The following is a 17726-nucleotide window of genomic DNA, read 5'->3' as shown; positions in this document are numbered from 1 at the left end:
TTGAGACGCACGACGATCACCCTGCTGGCCGCGCTGACCGTCGCCACGGCCCTGTCCGCCGTCCCGGCCCAGGCACACGGCCGCGGCACGGGGATGGGGATGGGGATGGAGAACTGCATCGCGACGGCATGTCACTTCGACGTCGCGCCCGGCACGTACGACGTACGCGTCCGGCTCGGCGGTGACACCGCGGCGAGCACCGGCATCACCGGTGAGACGCGCCGCACCCTGCTCGCCGAGACGCCCACCGCGGCGGGCGAGCCGGTGACCCGTACCTTCACCGTCAACGTCCGCACACCCGAGGGCGAACCCACCGGAGCCGAGGGCACGCCCGGTCTCGACCTGGTCGTCGGCGGCTCGGCACCCGCGCTCGCCGACATCCGCGTCACTCCGGCCGCCGCCCGGCACACCCGGCAGATCTTCCTGGTCGGCGACTCCACGGTCTGCGACCAGCCGGGCGACCCCTACTCCGGCTGGGGCCAGCAACTCCCGCAGTACCTCCGCAAGGGCGTCTCGGTCGCCAACTACGGGGATTCCGGGGAGAGTACGGTCACCTACCTCGGGGACCCGCGGCTCTTCGCGACCGTCCAGCCGCTGATCCGCAAGGGCGACCTCGTTCTCATCCAGCTCGCCCACAACGACAAGCAGACCGACGAGGCGACGTACCGCGCGAACCTCGAAACACTCGTCGCGGGCGTACGGGACAAGGGTGGCCGTCCGGTTCTGGTCACCCCCATCGTCCGCCGCTGGTTCAACAGCGACGGCACGCTCAACAACGGCACGGCCCTGCTGGTGAACGGCCTCGGGGTCGACCACCCGGCCGTCACCCGCTCGGTCGCCGCCGCCCACGACGTGCCGCTCATCGACCTCACGGCCAGGACGAAGGCACTGGTCGAGTCGCTGGGTGTCGAGGGCTCCAAGGCGCTCTACCTCTACAACGAGAAGAGGGACAACACCCACACCTCCGCGTACGGAGCGACGGCGTACGCGCAACTCGTCCGCGACGAACTCCTTGCCCAACACCTGGTGCCCGAGCGCCTGTTGAGGTGAGCTGGACTCCTGGGGCGTCCCGTCCGGAACCGGGGCGTCCCAGGTACCGCCCGTTCCACCCGAGCGAGACAGGAAGCCCGACCGATGTCCGCAGGCCCCGCAGGTCCCGCAGGAGTCCCTGAGGACCGCATCCTCAGCCCGCACACCGGGTACACGCGCGCACACTGGGAGGCGGCGGCCGACTCCCTGCTCGCGGCCGTGGAACCGTACGCCACCGGGGACCGCGCCCTCTACCACCTGCCCGGCGAGCACACGAGCTGGTCGGGTCGCCGCTCCGACGGCCTGGAGGGATACGCCCGTACGCTGATGCTGGCCGCCTTCCGCCGCGACGAGAAGGCCCTGGAGCGGTACGCCGAGGGCCTCGCGGCCGGGACGGCCGGCAGCTGGCCCCGCATCGGGGACCGCAGTCAGCCCCTCGTCGAGGCCGCCTCCATCGCCCTCGCCCTCCGCCTCACCCGGCCCCTCCTCTGGGACCGCCTCGACGAGGGCGTACGACAGCGGACCGCCGCCTGGCTCGGCGACGCGCTGACGGCCGAACCCTGGCCCTGCAACTGGGAGTTGTTCCCGGTGACGGTCGGCGGCTTCCTCGAAGAGATCGGATACGAGCCCACGCTGTCCCGTGCCGCGATCGACCGGGGCCTCGACCGCATCGAGCAGTGGTACGTCGGCGACGGCTGGTACACCGACGGCGAGGGGCGGGCCTTCGACTACTACAACGGCTGGGCCATGCACCTGTACCCGGTGCTGCACGCCTGGCTGGCCGACGACGAGCGGCTGCTGGACCTCTACGGCGGCCGTCTCTCGGCCCATCTCGCCGACTACGCCCGCCTGTTCGGCGGCGACGGCGCCCCGATGCACCAGGGCCGCTCACTGACGTACCGCTTCGCGACGACCGCCCCCCTCTGGCTCGGCGCGCTCACCGGCCGTACGCCCCTGTCGCCGGGTGGGACACGGCGGCTGGCGTCCGGCGCGCTGAAGTACTTCCTCGACCGGGGAGCCGTCGACGACCGCGGCCTGCTGACCCTGGGCTGGCACGGCCCCGACTCGGCAGTCCTGCAAGGCTATTCGGGCCCCGCCTCCCCGTACTGGGCGAGCAAGGGCTTCCTCGGCCTGCTGCTCCCGCCGGACCACGAGGTGTGGACGGCGACCGAGGAGCCCCGACCGGCGGAACGGGCGGACGAGTCCCACCCGATAGGCCCGCCCAACTGGCTTCTCCAGTCGACGAGTTCGGACGGCCTGGTCCGCCTCCACAACCACGGCAGCGAGGACGTTCGCTACGACCCGTACTACACGCGCCTCGCGTACTCGACGGTGACGACGCCCTCACCGTCGTACGACAACAGCGTGATCGTCGGGGACGATCCGAGCCGCACCGGGATCGAGCCGCTCGGTGTGGGCGAGGGCTGGGCGGCCTCCCGTCACACGACGGCCTCCGGTGCCCGCGTCACGAGCCTCGTGCTGGCCGAGGGCGCGGTGGAGGTACGGGCGTTCCGGGTGTCGGGCGCGTCGGAGGGGACGGCGGTTCGGGTCACGGGATGGGCGACCGGGGACAGCGGAGCACGAGCCGAACTCTGTCCGGTCCACGGGCTGTTGAGCGCGTCCGACGGCTTGACCGGTGTCACGGCCGCCGCCGGCACCGTCTTCGTCGCGCTCGCCCGTCTCACCGCCGAGCCTGAGCCGGTCCCACTGGAGGAGTCGGTGGCCGTGACCGTCGTGGACGGGACGGACGAGATCCACGTCCGCTGGAGCGGTGGACGCGAGGTGCGGGCCCGGCTGGACGAGGGCGCGGTCGCGGTCGGCACCGCGCGGCCGGGCGCCTGAGCGCGCGGGTCACAGGCGTGGGTTCTGCGGCAGCCGGGTGATCCCGACGAACATGGCCACGGCCACCGCCGTCGTCGGAGCGAAGGCGGCGAACTCGTACCAGTGGGAATCGCCGAGCCCCGGCAACTTCGCGGACAGCCGGGTGAGACCCCAGCCGACCGCCCACGAAATCAGGAAGGCCGGCCAGCGGTGCCGCACACCTTTGATCACGTCGTCGAGCGTGGCCACCCATAGGACGACCGTCATGATCGACGGCGTCAGGACGTCGTCGTCCGGGGTGAACACAGCGAAGAGGGCACCCACGGCCAGCGCGAACAGCCACGCCCGCACCAGGGGCATCGCCGCGGCCGGACGGCGTGGCATGTCCCGGGGCAGCCAGAAGAACCGCCGCACGCTCCGGACGAAGCCGTGCTTCCCCTTGTCGGCCATCGTGCGTCCTCCCCCGTACCGGGCACGCAGGGGCGCCCGGCGCTGGTTGAGACGCCCGAGTCCCGGCAGGGGTTGCACGGAGGGAGCGGGTCCGCCTCAGGGTCCCGGACTGTTCGGCGAGCGCCGAAGCGTTCCGCCCCTAGCGTTGCCGTATGACCACGTCCGAAGCACCCGCCGCGACGCCCACTGCCTCCGGGGACGACGCCCCGGTCACCGACGACCGCGACCCGGCGGAAGCCGTCACCGCCATGGTCGACCACGTCCTCGCGCTGGCCGCGACCTGGACCGCCTGGGACGGGACGCCCGCCCATGTCGACGACCGCGTCCACACTCCGCACAAGGCCGTCCGCAGGGTCGCCGACCACCTGGTGGACCACCTCGCCGAACTGGAGGCCAGGCTCGTCGGCGAGTGCCCGCTGCCCGACCACTGGCACGCGTCCGCGACCACCACACCGGCCGATCTCGCGGCCTTCACCCAGGAGGACCTTGACGAGGCCCGCAGCAGGCTCGGCCGGCTGGCCCGGATCTGGGCGAACCGGTTGTCCGCGCTCACCGAGGAGCAGCTCGACCACTCGCCCGGCGACGGGTGGACCTTCCGCCAACTCGCCTTCCACCTCACGGGATCCACGTACTACGCCGACGCCGTGGGAGACCTGGGCGGTACGCCGTGACCGCCTTCGCCGCACTTCACCACGCCGACGCCCCGCTGCTGCTGCCCAACGCCTGGGACCACGCCTCGGCGGCGGCGCTGGCCGCCCAGGGCTTCGTGGCGGTCGGCACGACCAGCCTGGGAGTGGCAGCGGCCGCCGGGCTGCCCGACGGGGCGGCGGCGACCCGTGACGCGACACTGAATCTGACCCTGGCGCTGGGCAGCGGTCCGTTCCTTCTCTCGGTCGACACCGAGGGCGGCTTCAGCGACGACCCGGACGAGGTCGCCGGGGTGGCCCGCGAACTGGCCGCCGTAGGAGCCGTGGGCATCAACCTGGAGGACGGCCGCCCCGACGGCACCCTGGCACCCGTAGAACTCCACGCGGCGAAGATCGCGGCGGTGAAGTCCGCCGTACCGGGCCTGTTCGTCAACGCCCGGACCGACACCCACTGGCTGGGCGACGGCGCCGGCGGCCGTGACATGGGCGCCGGCGGCGGTGACATGGGCGACACGAGTCGCCGTCTCGACGCCTATCAACAGGCGGGCGCCGACGGGGTGTTCGTGCCGGGCCTCTCCGAACCGTCCCGGATCACCGCCCTGCTCAAGACCCTGGAGGTGCCCCTCAACATCCTCTATTCGCCCACGGGTCCGACCGCGCCCGCGCTCGCCGACCTGGGCGTACGCCGTATCAGCCTCGGCTCGCTCCTCTACCGCAGGGCGCTGGGCGCGGCGGTGGAGACGGCGGCCCTGATCCGCGCGGGCCTGCCCGTCGAGGGGCCCGCACCGACGTACGGCGAGGTGCAGGCGCTCGTTCGGCCCGGCTCGCAACGGCCGGACACGCTTGGGCGACCCTGGTAGCGTTGATGCTTTCGTGGGTATAGAACCCTGTGGACTCCGACCGGCGAGGGACCGAGGAACCATGGACATGGAGATCCCCGGCGACAAGCGACTGGCGGCCGCCGTCGTGATGCACGAAGGCCGTGTGCTGTTGGTGCGCCGCAGCGAGACCGAGCGGTTCCTGCCCCTGGTGTGGGGCGTTCCCTGCGGAAAGCTGGAGCCCGGCGAGAGTCCCGAGGACGGTGTGCTGCGGGAGCTCAAGGAAGAGACGGGCCTTCTCGGCGAGGTCGTCCGGAAGGTCGGCGAATCGTCGTTCGTGAGTGAGTACCAGGGCCATGAGATCAAGAACTGGCAGGAGAACTTCCTGGTCAGGCCGCTCTCCTGGCACATCACCCTCCAGAAGCCGGATCAGAGGTACGTGTGGCTGAGCCCCGCCGAGCTGCACAGCGTCGACATCGACGCGTACAACCTGGACATCGTCCGACAGGCCCTCACGAGCTCCTGACTCTCACGAGCTTCTGAGCAACTCCGCCAGCGCGTCGAGTTCGGCCAGATAGTCGGCCACGTCCAGCGGCACCTTCGGCACCGACCCCGGATGCGGCCCCGCCGCCGTGAACACGTCGGTGTGCTGCCGGCGTCCGCTCCCCGTCTCCAGGAAGAGCGTCACCGTCGGCTCGGCCGTGTCGCACCACGCCCGGTGCAGGGTGTGCGCGGGAAGAGCGTAGGTGCTGCCCGCCGCGTACTCCGCGACCTGCGTGAGGTGCAGCCGCGCCGGACCCGTCGGCTCCAGCAGCCAGTCGGCCGACTCGTCCGCCAGGGACTCCCGGTAGCGGTCCGTCTCGATGCCGCCGCCCTCCCGGGGCGCATACAGCTCCATCGCCAGCCGCCCCCGTACGACATAAGAGGCAAGCGGGGAACGGTGGTTGTGGATGTCCTCCTTGCCGACCGCCCCACGTCCCGCGTGCCACAGATGGGCGCGCAGCATGTGGTGCGGGCCGCCGTCGATGAGCAGGAGCTTGTCGAAGCCGAGGACATGCCGGTACGAGAGGCGGGCGCAGCCGTCCGGATCGCCCTCACCGGAGGCGAGTTCGGCGGTCAGCTCCAACAGACGGTCGGGGGAGCCCAGTTCGGCGACGACCGAACGGGCCGCCAACACCCTTTCGTGTTCGGGCAGTTCGCCGTCCAGTGCCTCGGCGAGCAGCCTCCGCGCCGCCAGGACCTGCCGACCACCCATGCACGCTTCTCCTGTCTCAGCCATTCGGTTGGTATACCCATACGGCATGCGCCCGCAGCGCCGAAAGACCCTGATAGGTCATCCACATGGGGCGGCGCAGCTCACTGGTGTCGTCGCGGACCCAGGTCCATATGCCGTCCGTCTGCCCCGCCCACACCGCGCTCACCGCGCCGTTCAGACGCTCCCGCCACTCCTCCTCCAGGCCGTCCTCGCGTGCGATGTCCCGGGCACCGGGGGTGAGCAGCGCGCGGACGACCCAGGAGGCGGTGAAGTGCCGTACGTTCAGGACCTCGTGGCGGGACGGGTCGTCGGTGCGGGGCCTGCGCACCTCCTCGCGGAGGTTGGCCAGATCCAGGCAGGCGTCGTGCGGGGCGTCCGGACAGGCCAGCAGCCAGCGCACACCGTCCTCACGGGCCGCGCGGCCGTTGGCGCTCTCGCCGCCCAGCACCCGGGCCGCACGGTCCAGGGCGACCACGGCCTGTGCGGTGTGCAGCGGCGACGGCGGGCCGTGGAAGGGCGCGAGCCGGTAGCCCCAGCAACGCCGGTGCTGACGACGCGGATCGGTGACCGCGCCCTCGACGAGCGCGTCCCGCAGCAGCGGCAGCGTGTCCGAACCGGGCGCGGCACGCAGCAGACCGCGCAGCACGGTCGTCACGACATGCGTCAACTCCCTGCCCGTACGGTCGAGGTCATGGGTGAAGCCCGCCTCGCAGACCGACACCTCGGCCGCCAGCCGCTCCCGTGAGGCGCCCGCGCGGGCCAGCGCGCCCAGCACCAGGGCGGTCACCTCCGGGCGGGCCTGGGAGCCCTGCGAGCGCGCCGACCAGCCGCCGTCGGGCAGCCGCAGCCGCCACAGCGTGTCCACCAGGTCGCCCGCGCCGATCCGGCCCTCGGGCATCCCGAGGTCGAGCATGATGTGCAGGCCGTACGCGGTACCCACCGAGGTGGGCCGGCCGGGTCCGCTCTCGCCGAGGGAGTGCGCCCATCCGGTGAGCCGCCCGCGGACCGGGTCGTCGACCACGCAGACCTGTTCGGCGAGGGTGTCGTACGCGGCGGAGAAGAGCGTCGGGAGCGGGCCCGGCCCCGACATGGCCACGGCGTTGACCGTCAACTGCCCGGTCGGTACGGGGGAGTTGTCCGTGCTCGCGTACCGGGACCGGAGGAGCGCCGCCGACAGCCAGGCCGCGACGGCCGTCGCGAGTCCGCTCACCACGGCGATCGCGTACCGCGCGGACTCCCCGTCGATGCTGTTCGGCAGCACCCCGACCAGGGACTGGAACACCGCGTAGCCGGCGGCCGCGCAGCCGAAGCCGCCCAGCCAGCGCACGATCCGCGCGGGGCGCGGGCCATGGGGCAGGTGCGGATCGGGATCGGGCCTGGACGGGCCCCGTCGGAGCTGCTGTTGGGACACTGCGCGCTCCCTCCCCCCAGGGCGGCACCTGAAACCGGCGAAGTTTCCAGTCTAAGTGGTCAGGGGGGCACCTGGGGTAGGGGCAACTCATGGGTGAAAGGCGCGTGTTGGCCGTGGCAGGTCGCGCCCACGCGGCGCACCGCAGGATGTCACCGTCCCGCGTCGCTACGGGGCGCTCGCCCTCGGCCAGTTCTCCAGCAGCACATGGAGGGCGTCGATCGTCCGGTTCCAGGACGCGTGTACGTCACGGGGGGCGCCGAAGCCGCCGGAGGCCTCCAGGGCGCAGTAGCCGTGGAAGGTGCTCCTCAACAGGCGGACGGCGTCGGTGAGATCGGGTTCGTCGAGGCCGTACGCGCGGAGCATCCCGTAGGTGACCTCGGCGGTCCGCGCGAAGGCGGGGGAGGAGGCGACGAGGGCCTGGTCGATACGGATCTGGGTGGCCGCGTACCGCCCCGGCCGCTCCAGCGCGTACTCCCGGTAGGCGTCGGCGAAGGCGGCCAGGGCGTCCTTGCCGGCCCGTCCGGCCACCGCCGTGGAGATCCGGTCGATCATCTCGCCGCCCGCGAGGAGCGCGACCCGGGTGCGCAGGTCGTGCAGGTTCCTGACGTGCGAGTACAGGCTCGCGTCCTTCACACCGAACCGCCGGGCCAGCGCGGACAGCGTGACGCTCTCGAAGCCGACCTCGTCCGCGAGAAGGGCGGCGGCCTCGACGAGCCGGTCGGCCGTGATCCCGGCACGGGCCATCATCATCAACCTTCTCCTGGGGGTTCTGGCCAAAAACCTGGAGATGGTAGCAAGGCGGCTGGTCCCGGCCTCCGGTGGCCGGGCGGTCAGGCCACGGCCGGCTGCGGATCCTCGCCTCCTGGGCCGCGCGGTCCACCGGTCACCCCGTGGCGGACCGCTGGACGCCGACGGCCTTGCCCGGCCGGCCGCTTCAGGCGGTGACCTTGGCGATGAACGCGCCGAGGTTCGCGACGGTCCGCCGGATCTTCTCCTCCAGGGTGAGCGACTCGGGGAGCCGCGCACCGACGCCCGCGTCCTTCCTGCCCCGCACGTACAGCGGGCAGGCGAGATCGCTGCACATGTAGGCGCCCACGGAGTTGCCCTGCTGCCCGGCCTTGCCCGCCTTGGCGGCGACCATCAGCGAGACGCCCCCGGTGTGGGTGGTCAGACATATCGAGCACATGCTGCGCCGCGTCTGCCAGGAAGCGCCACCGGTGCCGCGCAGCGCGAGCGCCACCGGACGGCCGTCCAACTCGGTGGCGAGATAGGCACGGTCGGGGGCCCGGGGATCTCGCCAGCCGAGGAAGTCCAGCTCGTCCCACGGCTGTTCGGCCAGGTCGCGGGGGACGGACAGGCGCTTCGCCTCGCCCTTGGTGCAGTTCACGAACGCGGTACGGATCTCTTGCTCGGTCAGCGGTTTCATAAGAGGCAGGCTAATTTGCCTAAAGGTGTTAGGCAAATGCATAATGGTTGTCGGCAAGAGGGAGGGTGGTTATGGTTCGAGTAGGGCTGACCACGGAGCGTCTGACCCGGGCGGGGGCGGAGCTGGCCGACGAGGTCGGCTTCGACCAGGTGACCGTCTCGGAGCTCGCCCGGCGGTTCGACGTCAAGGTCGCGAGTCTGTACTCGCACGTGAAGAACTCCCACGACCTCAAGACCCGGATCGCCCTGTTCGCACTGGAGGAGCTGGCCGACCGGGTCGCCGCCGCCCTCGCCGGGCGGGCCGGCAAGGATGCCCTGGCCGCCTTCGCGGACGCCTACCGCGACTACGCCCGTGAGCACCCCGGCCGCTACGACGCCGCCCGGTTCAGGCTCGACGCCGAGACGGCGGCCGCCAGTGCCGGGGTGCGGCACGCGCAGATGACGCGGGCGATCCTGCGCGGCTACGACCTGACGGAGCCGGACCAGACACACGCGGTCCGGATGCTGGGCAGCGTCTTCCACGGCTACGTGAGCCTGGAGATGGCCGGAGGCTTCAGCCACACCGCCGTCCCCTCGCAGGAGTCCTGGGACTGGACCCTGGACTCCCTCGACACCCTGCTGCGCACCTGGACCACGACCTGAGGCGATGAACGAGGCAATGAACACCGAACACGACTGGATCACCACACCCGTCACCGCGGACCTGCTGCGCGGATTCCTGGACCTGGAACCGACCCCGCACGGCCTGCTGCCGCATCGCCTGCCCGCATGGGCCCGCCGCCAGATCCCCGACGACCGACTCGCCGTGGCCGAGGCGCAGCCCTCCGGCGTGCGGCTGGTCTTCCGCACCCGGGCCACCGTCGTCGAACTGGACACCCTGCCCACCAAGCGGGTCTACCGAGGCTTCCCTGCTCCGGCGGACGGCGTGTACGACCTGCTGGTCGACGGCCGGCTCGCGGCCCAGGCCACGGTGGCCGGCGGCAACGTACGCACGATCGTCGACATGGTCACACAGGCCGCCGAGCTGACCGAGGGGCCCGTCGGCACCGCCCGGTTCGCCGAACTGCCCGCCCGTGACAAGGACATCGAGATCTGGCTTCCGCACACGGAGATCACCGAGCTGATCGCCCTGCGCACCGATGCCCCCGTCGAGCCGGCTCCCGACCGCGGCCGCAAGGTGTGGCTGCACCACGGCAGTTCCATCAGTCACGGCTCGAACGCCACGCACCCGACGGCCATTTGGCCGGCCCTGGCCGCAAGTCGGAGCGGGGTGGAGCTGGTCAACCTGGGCTTCGGCGGCAGCGCGCTGCTCGACCCGTTCACCGCGCGTGCGATGCGGGACACCCCCGCGGACCTGATCAGCCTCAAGATCGGCATCAACGTCGTCAACGCCGACGCGATGCGCCTGCGTGCCTTCACCCCGGCGGTCCACGGCTTCCTGGACACCGTCCGCGAGGGGCATCCGACCGCACCGCTGCTGGTCGTGTCCCCCGTCCTGTGCCCGGTCCAGGAGGACACCCCCGGCCCCCTCGCGCCCGAACTCGACGGCGGGACCCTGCGGTTCAGGGCCACGGGCGATCCCGCCGAACGTGCCGCCGGGCGTCTGACTCTCAACATCATCCGTGACGAACTCGCCCGGGTCGTCGAACAGCGGACGGCCGACGACCCGAACCTGTACTACCTCGACGGACGTGACCTCTACGGCGAGAAGGACTACGCCGAGTTCCCGCTGCCCGACGCGGTCCACCCCGACCTCGCCGGACACCGCCGCATCGGCGAGAACTTCGCGCGGCTCGCGTTCGGCGAAGGCGGTCCCTTCACCACCAGGACCGGCTGACCTGGTCCACCAGGACCGGCTGACCTGGGCAACCGCCCGCGGATCCGGTGGGGGATCACTTCCGGTCACACTCAATGGATCAAGCCAAAGATCAACCGAAGTCCGCTCGGGATCTTCACCTTTCCTTTTCAAATGTCCAAGATCAACGCTAAGTTCCCCCTTTGTTTGACGCATCCGCGTCAACGAATAGGGGAGGACAGTGAACATCCACAGATCCGGGGGCGGTCCCAGACGTACTGGGCTGATACACCCGAGCGGCAGACGCACCCTGCGCCGAATAGCCATCGGCCTGGCGGTCGTCATGTCGACGTCCGCGATGTACGGGGCCGAAGGGGCCCTGGCCGCCCCGCGGCAGCCCGTCGCACCGGTCGAGAAGCCGAAGAAGCCCGCCGCCACCACGGCCCCCGACCTCGCCTCCGCGCGCGTCGCGGCCCGCCTCAACGGCAAGCGCGTCGAGGCCCTGTCCGAGCGCACCGAGACCTCCACGACCTGGGCCAACCCCGACGGCAGCCTGACCAGCGAACTGTCCGCCGGTCCCGTCCGCTTCCGCGACGAGGGCGACTGGCGCGATGTGGACCTGTCGCTCGTGAAGGACGCCGACGGCTCGGTCGCGCCCAAGGCGCATCCCCGAGGGCTCGAACTCGGCGAGAAGGGCGGCACGAGGCTCTCCGCGCTGGCCGACAACAGCAAGGCCGCGGCCCGTGACCTGGTCACGCTCGGCGAGGGCGACCAGCAGGTCCGGCTGCAGTGGCGGGGCGGTCTGCCCGACCCGAAGCTCGACGGCAACCGCGCGACCTACGCGAACGCGGTGCCCGGCGGCGACGTGGTCGTCGAGGCGACCCGCACCGGCTTCGAGCAGTACGTCGAGGTCAGGGAACGACCTGCGGAGAAACGATACTCCTACACGCTGCCCCTGAAGGTGAAGGGCCTCAAGGTCAAGCACCTCAAGGACGGCAGCCTGCTCTTCACCGACAGGAAGAACAAGAAGCGGGCCGTGATGCCCGCTCCGGTGATGTGGGACGCCGCCGTCGACAAGCGCTCCGGCGAGCACACCCGCCAGTCCAAGGTCGGCATGAAGGTCGTCACCACCAAGAACGGTGTCGACCTGGTCCTGACCCCGGACGCGAAGTTCCTCGCGGACCCGAAGACCACGTACCCGGTCACGGTCGACCCGTCCACCTCCTCGCTGAGCAACGTCTTCGACACCTATGTGCAGCAGGGCGAGACGGTCGACCTCTCGACGGACACCGAGCTCGACCTCGGCAACCCCGGCACCACGAACGCCGACGGCACCCCGCGCACCGCCCAGTCCTTCATCAGCTGGAACAGCACGCCGATCCAGGACGCCCTGGTCACCAACGCCAGGCTGAGCCTGTGGAACTTCCACTCGGCCAACACCGACTGCAAGGCGTACCCCTGGGAGGTCTGGTCCTCCCCGGCCGCGTCCACCTCCAGCAGGTGGTCGAACCGGCCGACGATGACCGCGAAGAAGGCGTCCTCGACGGAGACGGTCGGCAACACGGCCTGCACCTCGCAGCCCGACGGCTGGATCAACGCCGACGTGACCACCCTCGTCCAGGAGTGGGCGTCCGCGAAGACCACCCGCGGCCACATGGGCCTGCGCGCCGCCGACGAGTCCGTCGTGTCGCAGTGGAAGCGGGTCAACTCCGCCAACGCGGCCGCCAATCCGCCGAAGCTGGTCGTCAACTACAACTACCGGCCGCGCACCGGCACCAAGCAGGAGGCCGGCCCGCCGTTCTTCTCCTACGGCGGCTCGTACGTCGTCAACTCGACCACGCCTACGCTGCGCGACACCTTCGTCGACGCCGACGGCGACAAGGTCAACGCCACCTTCCAGATCTTCGACAGCGCCACGGACACCCAGGCCGGTGAACTCCTGGTGTCCAAGTACGTGCCGTCCGGACAGGCCGCCCAGGTGACCGTGCCCGCCGGTGTGCTGACCGACGGCAAGACGTACAAGTTCCGCACCTCGCCGTACGACGGGACGCACTTCAACACCGGCTGGTCGGCGTTCAAGACCCTCACCGTCGACACCAAGGCACCCTCCGCCCCGACGAAGGTCGCCTCCACCGACTACCCGTCGGACAAGTGGGTCAAGGGCGCGGGCCAGGCCGGTGTCTTCACCGTCACCCCGCCCGGCACCGACCACAACTGGCTGGAGTGGTCGCTCGACGGCGTGACCTGGACCAAGGTCGCCACCGGCGGCGCCACCGCGGCCAAGAACATCTCCGTCACCCCGGACCGCAACGGCACCCACACCCTCCAGGTGCGGTCCGTCGACAAGGCCGACAACAAGTCCGAGGCCATCGAGTACACCTTCCACGCCGGAGCCGGCGGCTTCGTACAGCCCGCCGACGGTGAGCGCACCGCACGCCGGCTGCCGCTGCTCGCCGAGGCCGAGGCAGGCAAGTACGACAAGGTCTCCTTCTCCTGGCGCCGCTCCGAGGCGGACAACTGGACCGTGATCCCGGCCGCGCACGTCACCTCCGGCGGCACGGCGCTCACCGCCTGGCCGGTACCGCTGGTGAACGGCAAGAACGCCGCACTGGTCTGGAACGCCACGGAGACGGTCGACCCGGACGGCACCGTACAGCTCAAGGCCGACTTCACCGGCCCGAGTTCGGCCGCCACCAGCACCGCCCCGCTCTCCGTCGTGGTGGACAGGACCGCCGAGGGAGCGGCCGCCACCGAGATCGGTCCCGGCAGCCTGAACCTGCTCACCGGCGACTACACGCTCTCGGCGGCCGACGCGTCGTTCTTCAACATGACCGTGTCCCGCACCGCCGCGTCCCGCACCCCGGGACGGGGCGGCCAGCAGGCCGGCCAGGCGGCGATCTTCGGCAAGGAGTGGGTGTCCGGCACCGCCTTCGGGCAGACGGACGCCGACTACACGTTCATCCGCAGGATCTCCGACACCGCGGTCGACGTCGTCCTGGAGGACGGCGACGCCATCCACTTCACCGCGAACACCGCCAAGACCGCCTGGATCGCGGAACCCGGCGCGGAGGACCTGACCCTCGCCGGCAGCGTCACCGGCAGCTTCACGCTGACCGACTCCGAGGGCACGGCGACCAAGTTCACCAAGCCCACGGGCTCGACGACCTGGCAGGCGACCAGCTCGCTCATCGACGGTCTGTCGAACTCCACCACCACGGTCGTCCCCGAGACGGTGAGCGGCACCGGCCTCTCGCGTCCGCAGCGCATCATCGCGCCGACCTCCGCGGTCAGCGCCGCCACCTGCACCACGGCACCCGAGACCAAGGGCTGCCGCTCCCTGCAGTTCGTCTACGCCACCTCGACCACCGCCACCGACAGCGCCTTCGGCGACTTCACCGGCCAGGTCAAGGAGATCCGGCTGTGGTCCACGGCTCCGGGCGCGGCCACCGCGACCTCCAAGTCCGTGCAGATGTACCTGTACGACGGCAGCGGACGCCTGCGCCAGGCCTGGCACCCGCAGATCAGCCCGTCGCTGAAGACCGAGTACTCCTACGACTCGGCCGGCCGCGTCACCAAGTACACCTCGCCCGGTGAACTCCCCTGGACGCTCACCTACGGCAAGGCCGGAACCGCCGCCACCGCGGGCGACGGCATGCTCCTGAAGGCCACCAGGCCGGGGCTGAAGCAGGGCACGAAGGACGTCACCGAGGGCGAGGCCGCCACGAGCGTCGTCTACGGGGTGCCGCTCACCGGCACCACGGCGCCCCACAAGATGGGCGCGTCGGACGTGAAGGCGTGGGGCCAGCTCAGCGGTCCCACCGACGCCACCGCGGTCTTCCCCGCGGACTCCGTCCCGACCTCGAACGTCGGCAGCTCCCTCGCCGCGACCGAGTACAAGCGGGCCGACATCCACTACCTCGGTGTCTCCGGCCGCGAGATCAACTCCGCCGTACCCGGCGGGCACATCTCCATGACCGAGTACGACCGCTTCGGCAACACGGTCCGCACCCTGAGCCCCGCCAACCGGGCTCTCGCCCTGGGCACGACCGCGGCCCAGAAGGCGACCCTGACCGATCTCGGCATCATCGACCGGGCCTCCTCCGAGCGCGCCGAGTGGCTCTCCTCCGTGTCGCTGTTCGACGCCAAGGGCACCCGGGAACTGGAGGAGTTCGGGCCGCTGCGCCGGGTCGACCTGACCGAGGACCTCAAGGACGGATCCACGGTCCTTGTCGAGGCCGGCACCTCGGTGCCCGCCAGGTCCTGGTCCGTGTACGAGTACGACGGCGGCCGCCCCACGGACGGCACGGCGTCGGTCCGGGACCAGGTGACCATGGAGATCAAGGGCGCCCGGGTCCGCGACTACTACTCCGTCATGGGGGAGAAGCGGGTCACCGAGACCCAGTACGACTGGGCCAAGGGCCTGCCCAAGCTGACCATCCGTGACTCCGGCGGTCTCAACCTGAAGACCACCACCGGATACGACGCCCAGGGCCGGGTCACCGACCTGGTCCCGCCTGGCGGCACCGGCAACGACGCCGCCAGCACCGTCACCGACTACTGGGACGCGGACGGCACCGGCATGTGCAAGGGCCGTCCCGAGTGGGCCGACCAGGTCTGCTGGACCGGTCCGGCCGGGGCCATCACCGGAGGCGGCACCCAGCCGGCCCGGGTGCCCGACAGCACCACCGAGTACGACTACTGGGGCAACCCCGCCAAGGTCGTCGAGACCGGGAACGGCGCGTCCCGCACCACCACGACGACCTACGACGCGGCCGGCCGCAAGACCAAGGTCGCCGTCACGGGCACCGTCGGCACGGCGATCCCGGAGATCACCACCACGTACGACCCGGCCAACGGCCAGATCGCCACGACCACGTCGTCGACGGCGGGCACGATCACCAAGGAGTACGACAAACTGGGCCGCCAGACGTCCTACACGGACGCCGACGGCGGGAAGACCACCACGGAGTACGACCTCCTCGACCGCCAGGTCAAGGTCTCCGACACCGCACCCTCCACCGTGACGTACACCTACGACCACACCGCGGAACCCCGCGGAATGGCCACGGGCACGACCGACTCGGTCGCGGGCACGTTCTCGGCCACCTACGACGCGGACGGCTCGGTCGACTCGGAGAAGCTGCCCGGCGGCTACACGCTGGACATCACCGAGGACACCACCGGCGCGGTGACGGCACGGTCCTACACACGCACCAGTGACGGCACCCCCGTCTACGGGGACACCGTCAGCGAGTCCGTGCACGGCCAGGCCACCCGCCACTCCGGCTGGTCCGGCCAGACGTACCGCTACGACAAGGTCGGACGCCTGTCCACGGTCGACGACACCATCGGCCAGGCGTGCACCCGCCGGACCTACGTCTTCGACGAGCGCAGCAACCGCAAGTCCCTGACCACCGCGGCCTCGGACGCGGGCGCCGCCTGCCCCACGACCGGAGGAACCACCCAGAGCCACACCTACGACAGCGCGGACCGGATCACCGACTCCGGCCACACCTACGACGCGCTCGGCCGCACCACCGCCCTGCCGGGCACCACGGCCGAGTACTACACCAACGACCTTGTCCGCACGCTCACTTCGGGCGGCAAGCGTCAGACGTGGCAGCTCGACTCGTCGCTGCGCTTCAGGAGCTGGACGTCCGAGACGGGCAGCGGAAGCACCTGGACACAGACCGACTCCAAGCTCAACCACTACGGCAACGACACCGACAACCCCCGCTGGATCGTGGAGGACACGGCGAGCGGCGCCCTGAGCCGGAACGTCTCCTCGGCATCGGGCGACTTCGCCGCCACCACCGCCAAGAGCGGCTCGACCGTGCTGCAACTCAGCTCGGTGCACGGCGACATCGCCCTGCAGTTGCCGCTCGACACCAGTGTCGCCCCCACGGCCTTCGACGCGGACGAATACGGAATTCCGCGCGACGGCCAGGAACCGGCCCGTTACGGCTGGCTCGGCGCCGAACAGCGGTCCGCGGAAACACCTTCCGGAATCACCCTCATGGGATCGCGCCTCTACAACGCGGAATCCGGCAGATTCCTCTCGCGCGACCCGGTTCCGGGCGGTAATGCCAACGCGTACGAGTACTGCTCGGGTGATCCGGTCAACTGCTACGATCTGAGCGGCAATTACGCCATCGGCGGTCTGCTTCCCGAAGCCGCTATCTGCGCGCTCTTCATCCTGTGGTGCGCGGACATGATCTACGTCACCCACTGGGCACTCAAAGAGGCGAAGCGCGCCTACAAGAACGGCCCGAAGCAGAACGCGTACCGGCATTGCATCTGGCAGGCCCTGCTCACCTGGGCCGTGGGATCGAATTTGGCCAAGTCTCTCGGCTGGGCCCACGAAAAGGCCGCGGGCAGTTCCGCCGCCGCCAAGCGCGATTCCAAGGCCGACAAATACAACAACACCGTCGGAAGGAAGATCGGTGGCCAGATCACGGCCTGGACGTACGGCGGAGCGAAGAAGGCCGCCTGCAACCGTTGCAAGAAGGCCGTGAAGAACCACAAACTGAAGTCCAACGCAAAGGGCAAGAACTGGGTGTGATCCACCCACCGCTCAACTGATCCAAAAGGCGGGGCCGACCGGAATGCCCGGTCGGCCCCGCCGTCACCGCCACCCCTCACATCCCCCACGTCCCCGAAAGCGACCATGCTGCTGTCACACCTCCCGGAAGGGCTCCGGGCGCGTCTCGTCCCCGTCGAAGCCGCCGCCACGCTCTTCTGCGCCCTGTGCTGGAAGATCCTCGCCTTCGCGATGTACGCGGAGGGCTACGACCTCGATCCCAGCGCCCCGGTCCAGCCCGCCGGCGACGACCAGATCGAGTTGCTCGCCCTGCTCTTCGCCTGCTCGGTCCCGGTCACCTGGCTCCTCGGCAAGGTCGCCCCGCCCGGCCTGCGCGGCGCCCTGGACAACGTCGTCGTCGTACGCCTCGCCCTGGCCCTGGCCCTCTCCCTGGTGATGTTCCTGGGCCTGCTCACCGGAGTGCGCATCCCCCTGCTGGGCTGGAGGATCTGAACCGGCCCCACGGCCGAGCCCCCTGAACGGCCCGCACACACC

Annotated in this window: 14 protein-coding genes; 9 read left to right on the top strand and 5 right to left on the bottom strand. The window is 70.7% G+C overall.

The genetic code is table 11. The annotated features are described in order from the left end of the window. Together JEQ17_RS11705 and JEQ17_RS11700 are read left to right on the top strand one after the other, a co-directional pair. Positions 1-1050, top strand: a complete 1050-nt coding sequence (locus tag JEQ17_RS11705) for a rhamnogalacturonan acetylesterase (RefSeq protein ID WP_200395196.1) — start codon at positions 1-3, stop codon at positions 1048-1050. 84 nt (positions 1051-1134) lie between these two features. Continuing rightward, a complete protein-coding gene (locus tag JEQ17_RS11700) occupies positions 1135-2871 on the top strand; it encodes a DUF2264 domain-containing protein (protein WP_200395195.1) in 1737 nt (578 codons plus the stop codon). 9 nt (positions 2872-2880) lie between these two features. Here the strand turns inward: JEQ17_RS11700 and JEQ17_RS11695 are convergent, their stop codons facing one another. After that, positions 2881-3300, bottom strand: a complete 420-nt coding sequence (locus JEQ17_RS11695) for a hypothetical protein (protein ID WP_200395194.1) — start codon at positions 3298-3300, stop codon at positions 2881-2883. Between the two features lie 152 nt (positions 3301-3452). Here JEQ17_RS11695 and JEQ17_RS11690 point away from each other — a divergent pair, with 152 nt between their 5' ends. The 3 genes from JEQ17_RS11690 to JEQ17_RS11680 all read left to right on the top strand — a co-directional run bounded on the left by JEQ17_RS11690 (position 3453) and on the right by JEQ17_RS11680 (position 5291). After that, positions 3453-3971, top strand: coding sequence for a hypothetical protein (locus JEQ17_RS11690; protein WP_383393388.1), 519 nt, complete (start codon positions 3453-3455; stop codon positions 3969-3971). Next, positions 3968-4807, top strand: coding sequence for an isocitrate lyase/PEP mutase family protein (locus tag JEQ17_RS11685; RefSeq protein WP_200395193.1), 840 nt, complete (start codon positions 3968-3970; stop codon positions 4805-4807). The genes JEQ17_RS11690 and JEQ17_RS11685 overlap by 4 nt, the downstream gene beginning before the upstream one ends. A 61-nt stretch (positions 4808-4868) precedes the next feature. Next, positions 4869-5291 (top strand): NUDIX hydrolase, encoded by a 423-nt coding sequence (locus JEQ17_RS11680; RefSeq protein ID WP_200395192.1) that lies wholly within the window; start codon positions 4869-4871, stop codon positions 5289-5291. Between the two features lie 3 nt (positions 5292-5294). On the opposite strand, the gene JEQ17_RS11675 is transcribed toward JEQ17_RS11680, so the two are convergent. From JEQ17_RS11675 to JEQ17_RS11660, 4 genes are all read right to left on the bottom strand, one after another. Beyond that, complete coding sequence (locus JEQ17_RS11675; RefSeq protein ID WP_200395191.1) at positions 5295-6020, bottom strand: hypothetical protein; 726 nt, start codon at positions 6018-6020, stop codon at positions 5295-5297. Between the two features lie 16 nt (positions 6021-6036). Further along, positions 6037-7431 carry a hypothetical protein gene (locus JEQ17_RS11670; protein WP_234048162.1) on the bottom strand — a complete coding sequence of 465 codons (1395 nt, stop codon included), beginning with the start codon at positions 7429-7431 and terminating at the stop codon, positions 6037-6039. 165 nt (positions 7432-7596) lie between these two features. After that, positions 7597-8175 (bottom strand): TetR/AcrR family transcriptional regulator, encoded by a 579-nt coding sequence (locus JEQ17_RS11665; RefSeq protein WP_200401442.1) that lies wholly within the window; start codon positions 8173-8175, stop codon positions 7597-7599. Positions 8176-8365: 190 nt separating this feature from the next. Then, the gene (locus JEQ17_RS11660) at positions 8366-8857 is read right to left on the bottom strand and encodes an FBP domain-containing protein (protein ID WP_200395190.1); all 492 of its coding nucleotides are present in this window, start codon (positions 8855-8857) and stop codon (positions 8366-8368) included. A gap of 71 nt (positions 8858-8928) precedes the next feature. On the opposite strand from JEQ17_RS11660, the gene JEQ17_RS11655 reads away from it, so the two are divergent. The 4 genes from JEQ17_RS11655 (at position 8929) to JEQ17_RS11640 (ending at position 17684) form a co-directional block, all read left to right on the top strand. Further along, positions 8929-9498, top strand: coding sequence for a TetR/AcrR family transcriptional regulator (locus tag JEQ17_RS11655; RefSeq protein ID WP_200395189.1), 570 nt, complete (start codon positions 8929-8931; stop codon positions 9496-9498). Positions 9499-9514: 16 nt separating this feature from the next. Further along, positions 9515-10693: a GDSL-type esterase/lipase family protein gene (locus JEQ17_RS11650; protein ID WP_200395188.1), complete on the top strand. Its 1179-nt coding sequence runs from the start codon at positions 9515-9517 to the stop codon at positions 10691-10693. 301 nt (positions 10694-10994) lie between these two features. Beyond that, the gene (locus tag JEQ17_RS11645; protein ID WP_200401441.1) at positions 10995-17213 is read left to right on the top strand and encodes a DNRLRE domain-containing protein; all 6219 of its coding nucleotides are present in this window, start codon (positions 10995-10997) and stop codon (positions 17211-17213) included. A 105-nt stretch (positions 17214-17318) separates the two neighbouring features. Continuing rightward, positions 17319-17684: a hypothetical protein gene (locus tag JEQ17_RS11640; protein WP_200395187.1), complete on the top strand. Its 366-nt coding sequence runs from the start codon at positions 17319-17321 to the stop codon at positions 17682-17684. The last annotated feature ends 42 nt before the right edge of the window (positions 17685-17726 follow it).

Origin of the sequence: Streptomyces liliifuscus, from assembly GCF_016598615.1 — a bacterium.
GTDB classification, from domain to species: Bacteria; Actinomycetota; Actinomycetes; order Streptomycetales; family Streptomycetaceae; genus Streptomyces; species Streptomyces liliifuscus.
Note: the sequence above shows the minus strand (reverse complement) of the source record. Positions and strands in the feature narration are given on the sequence as shown.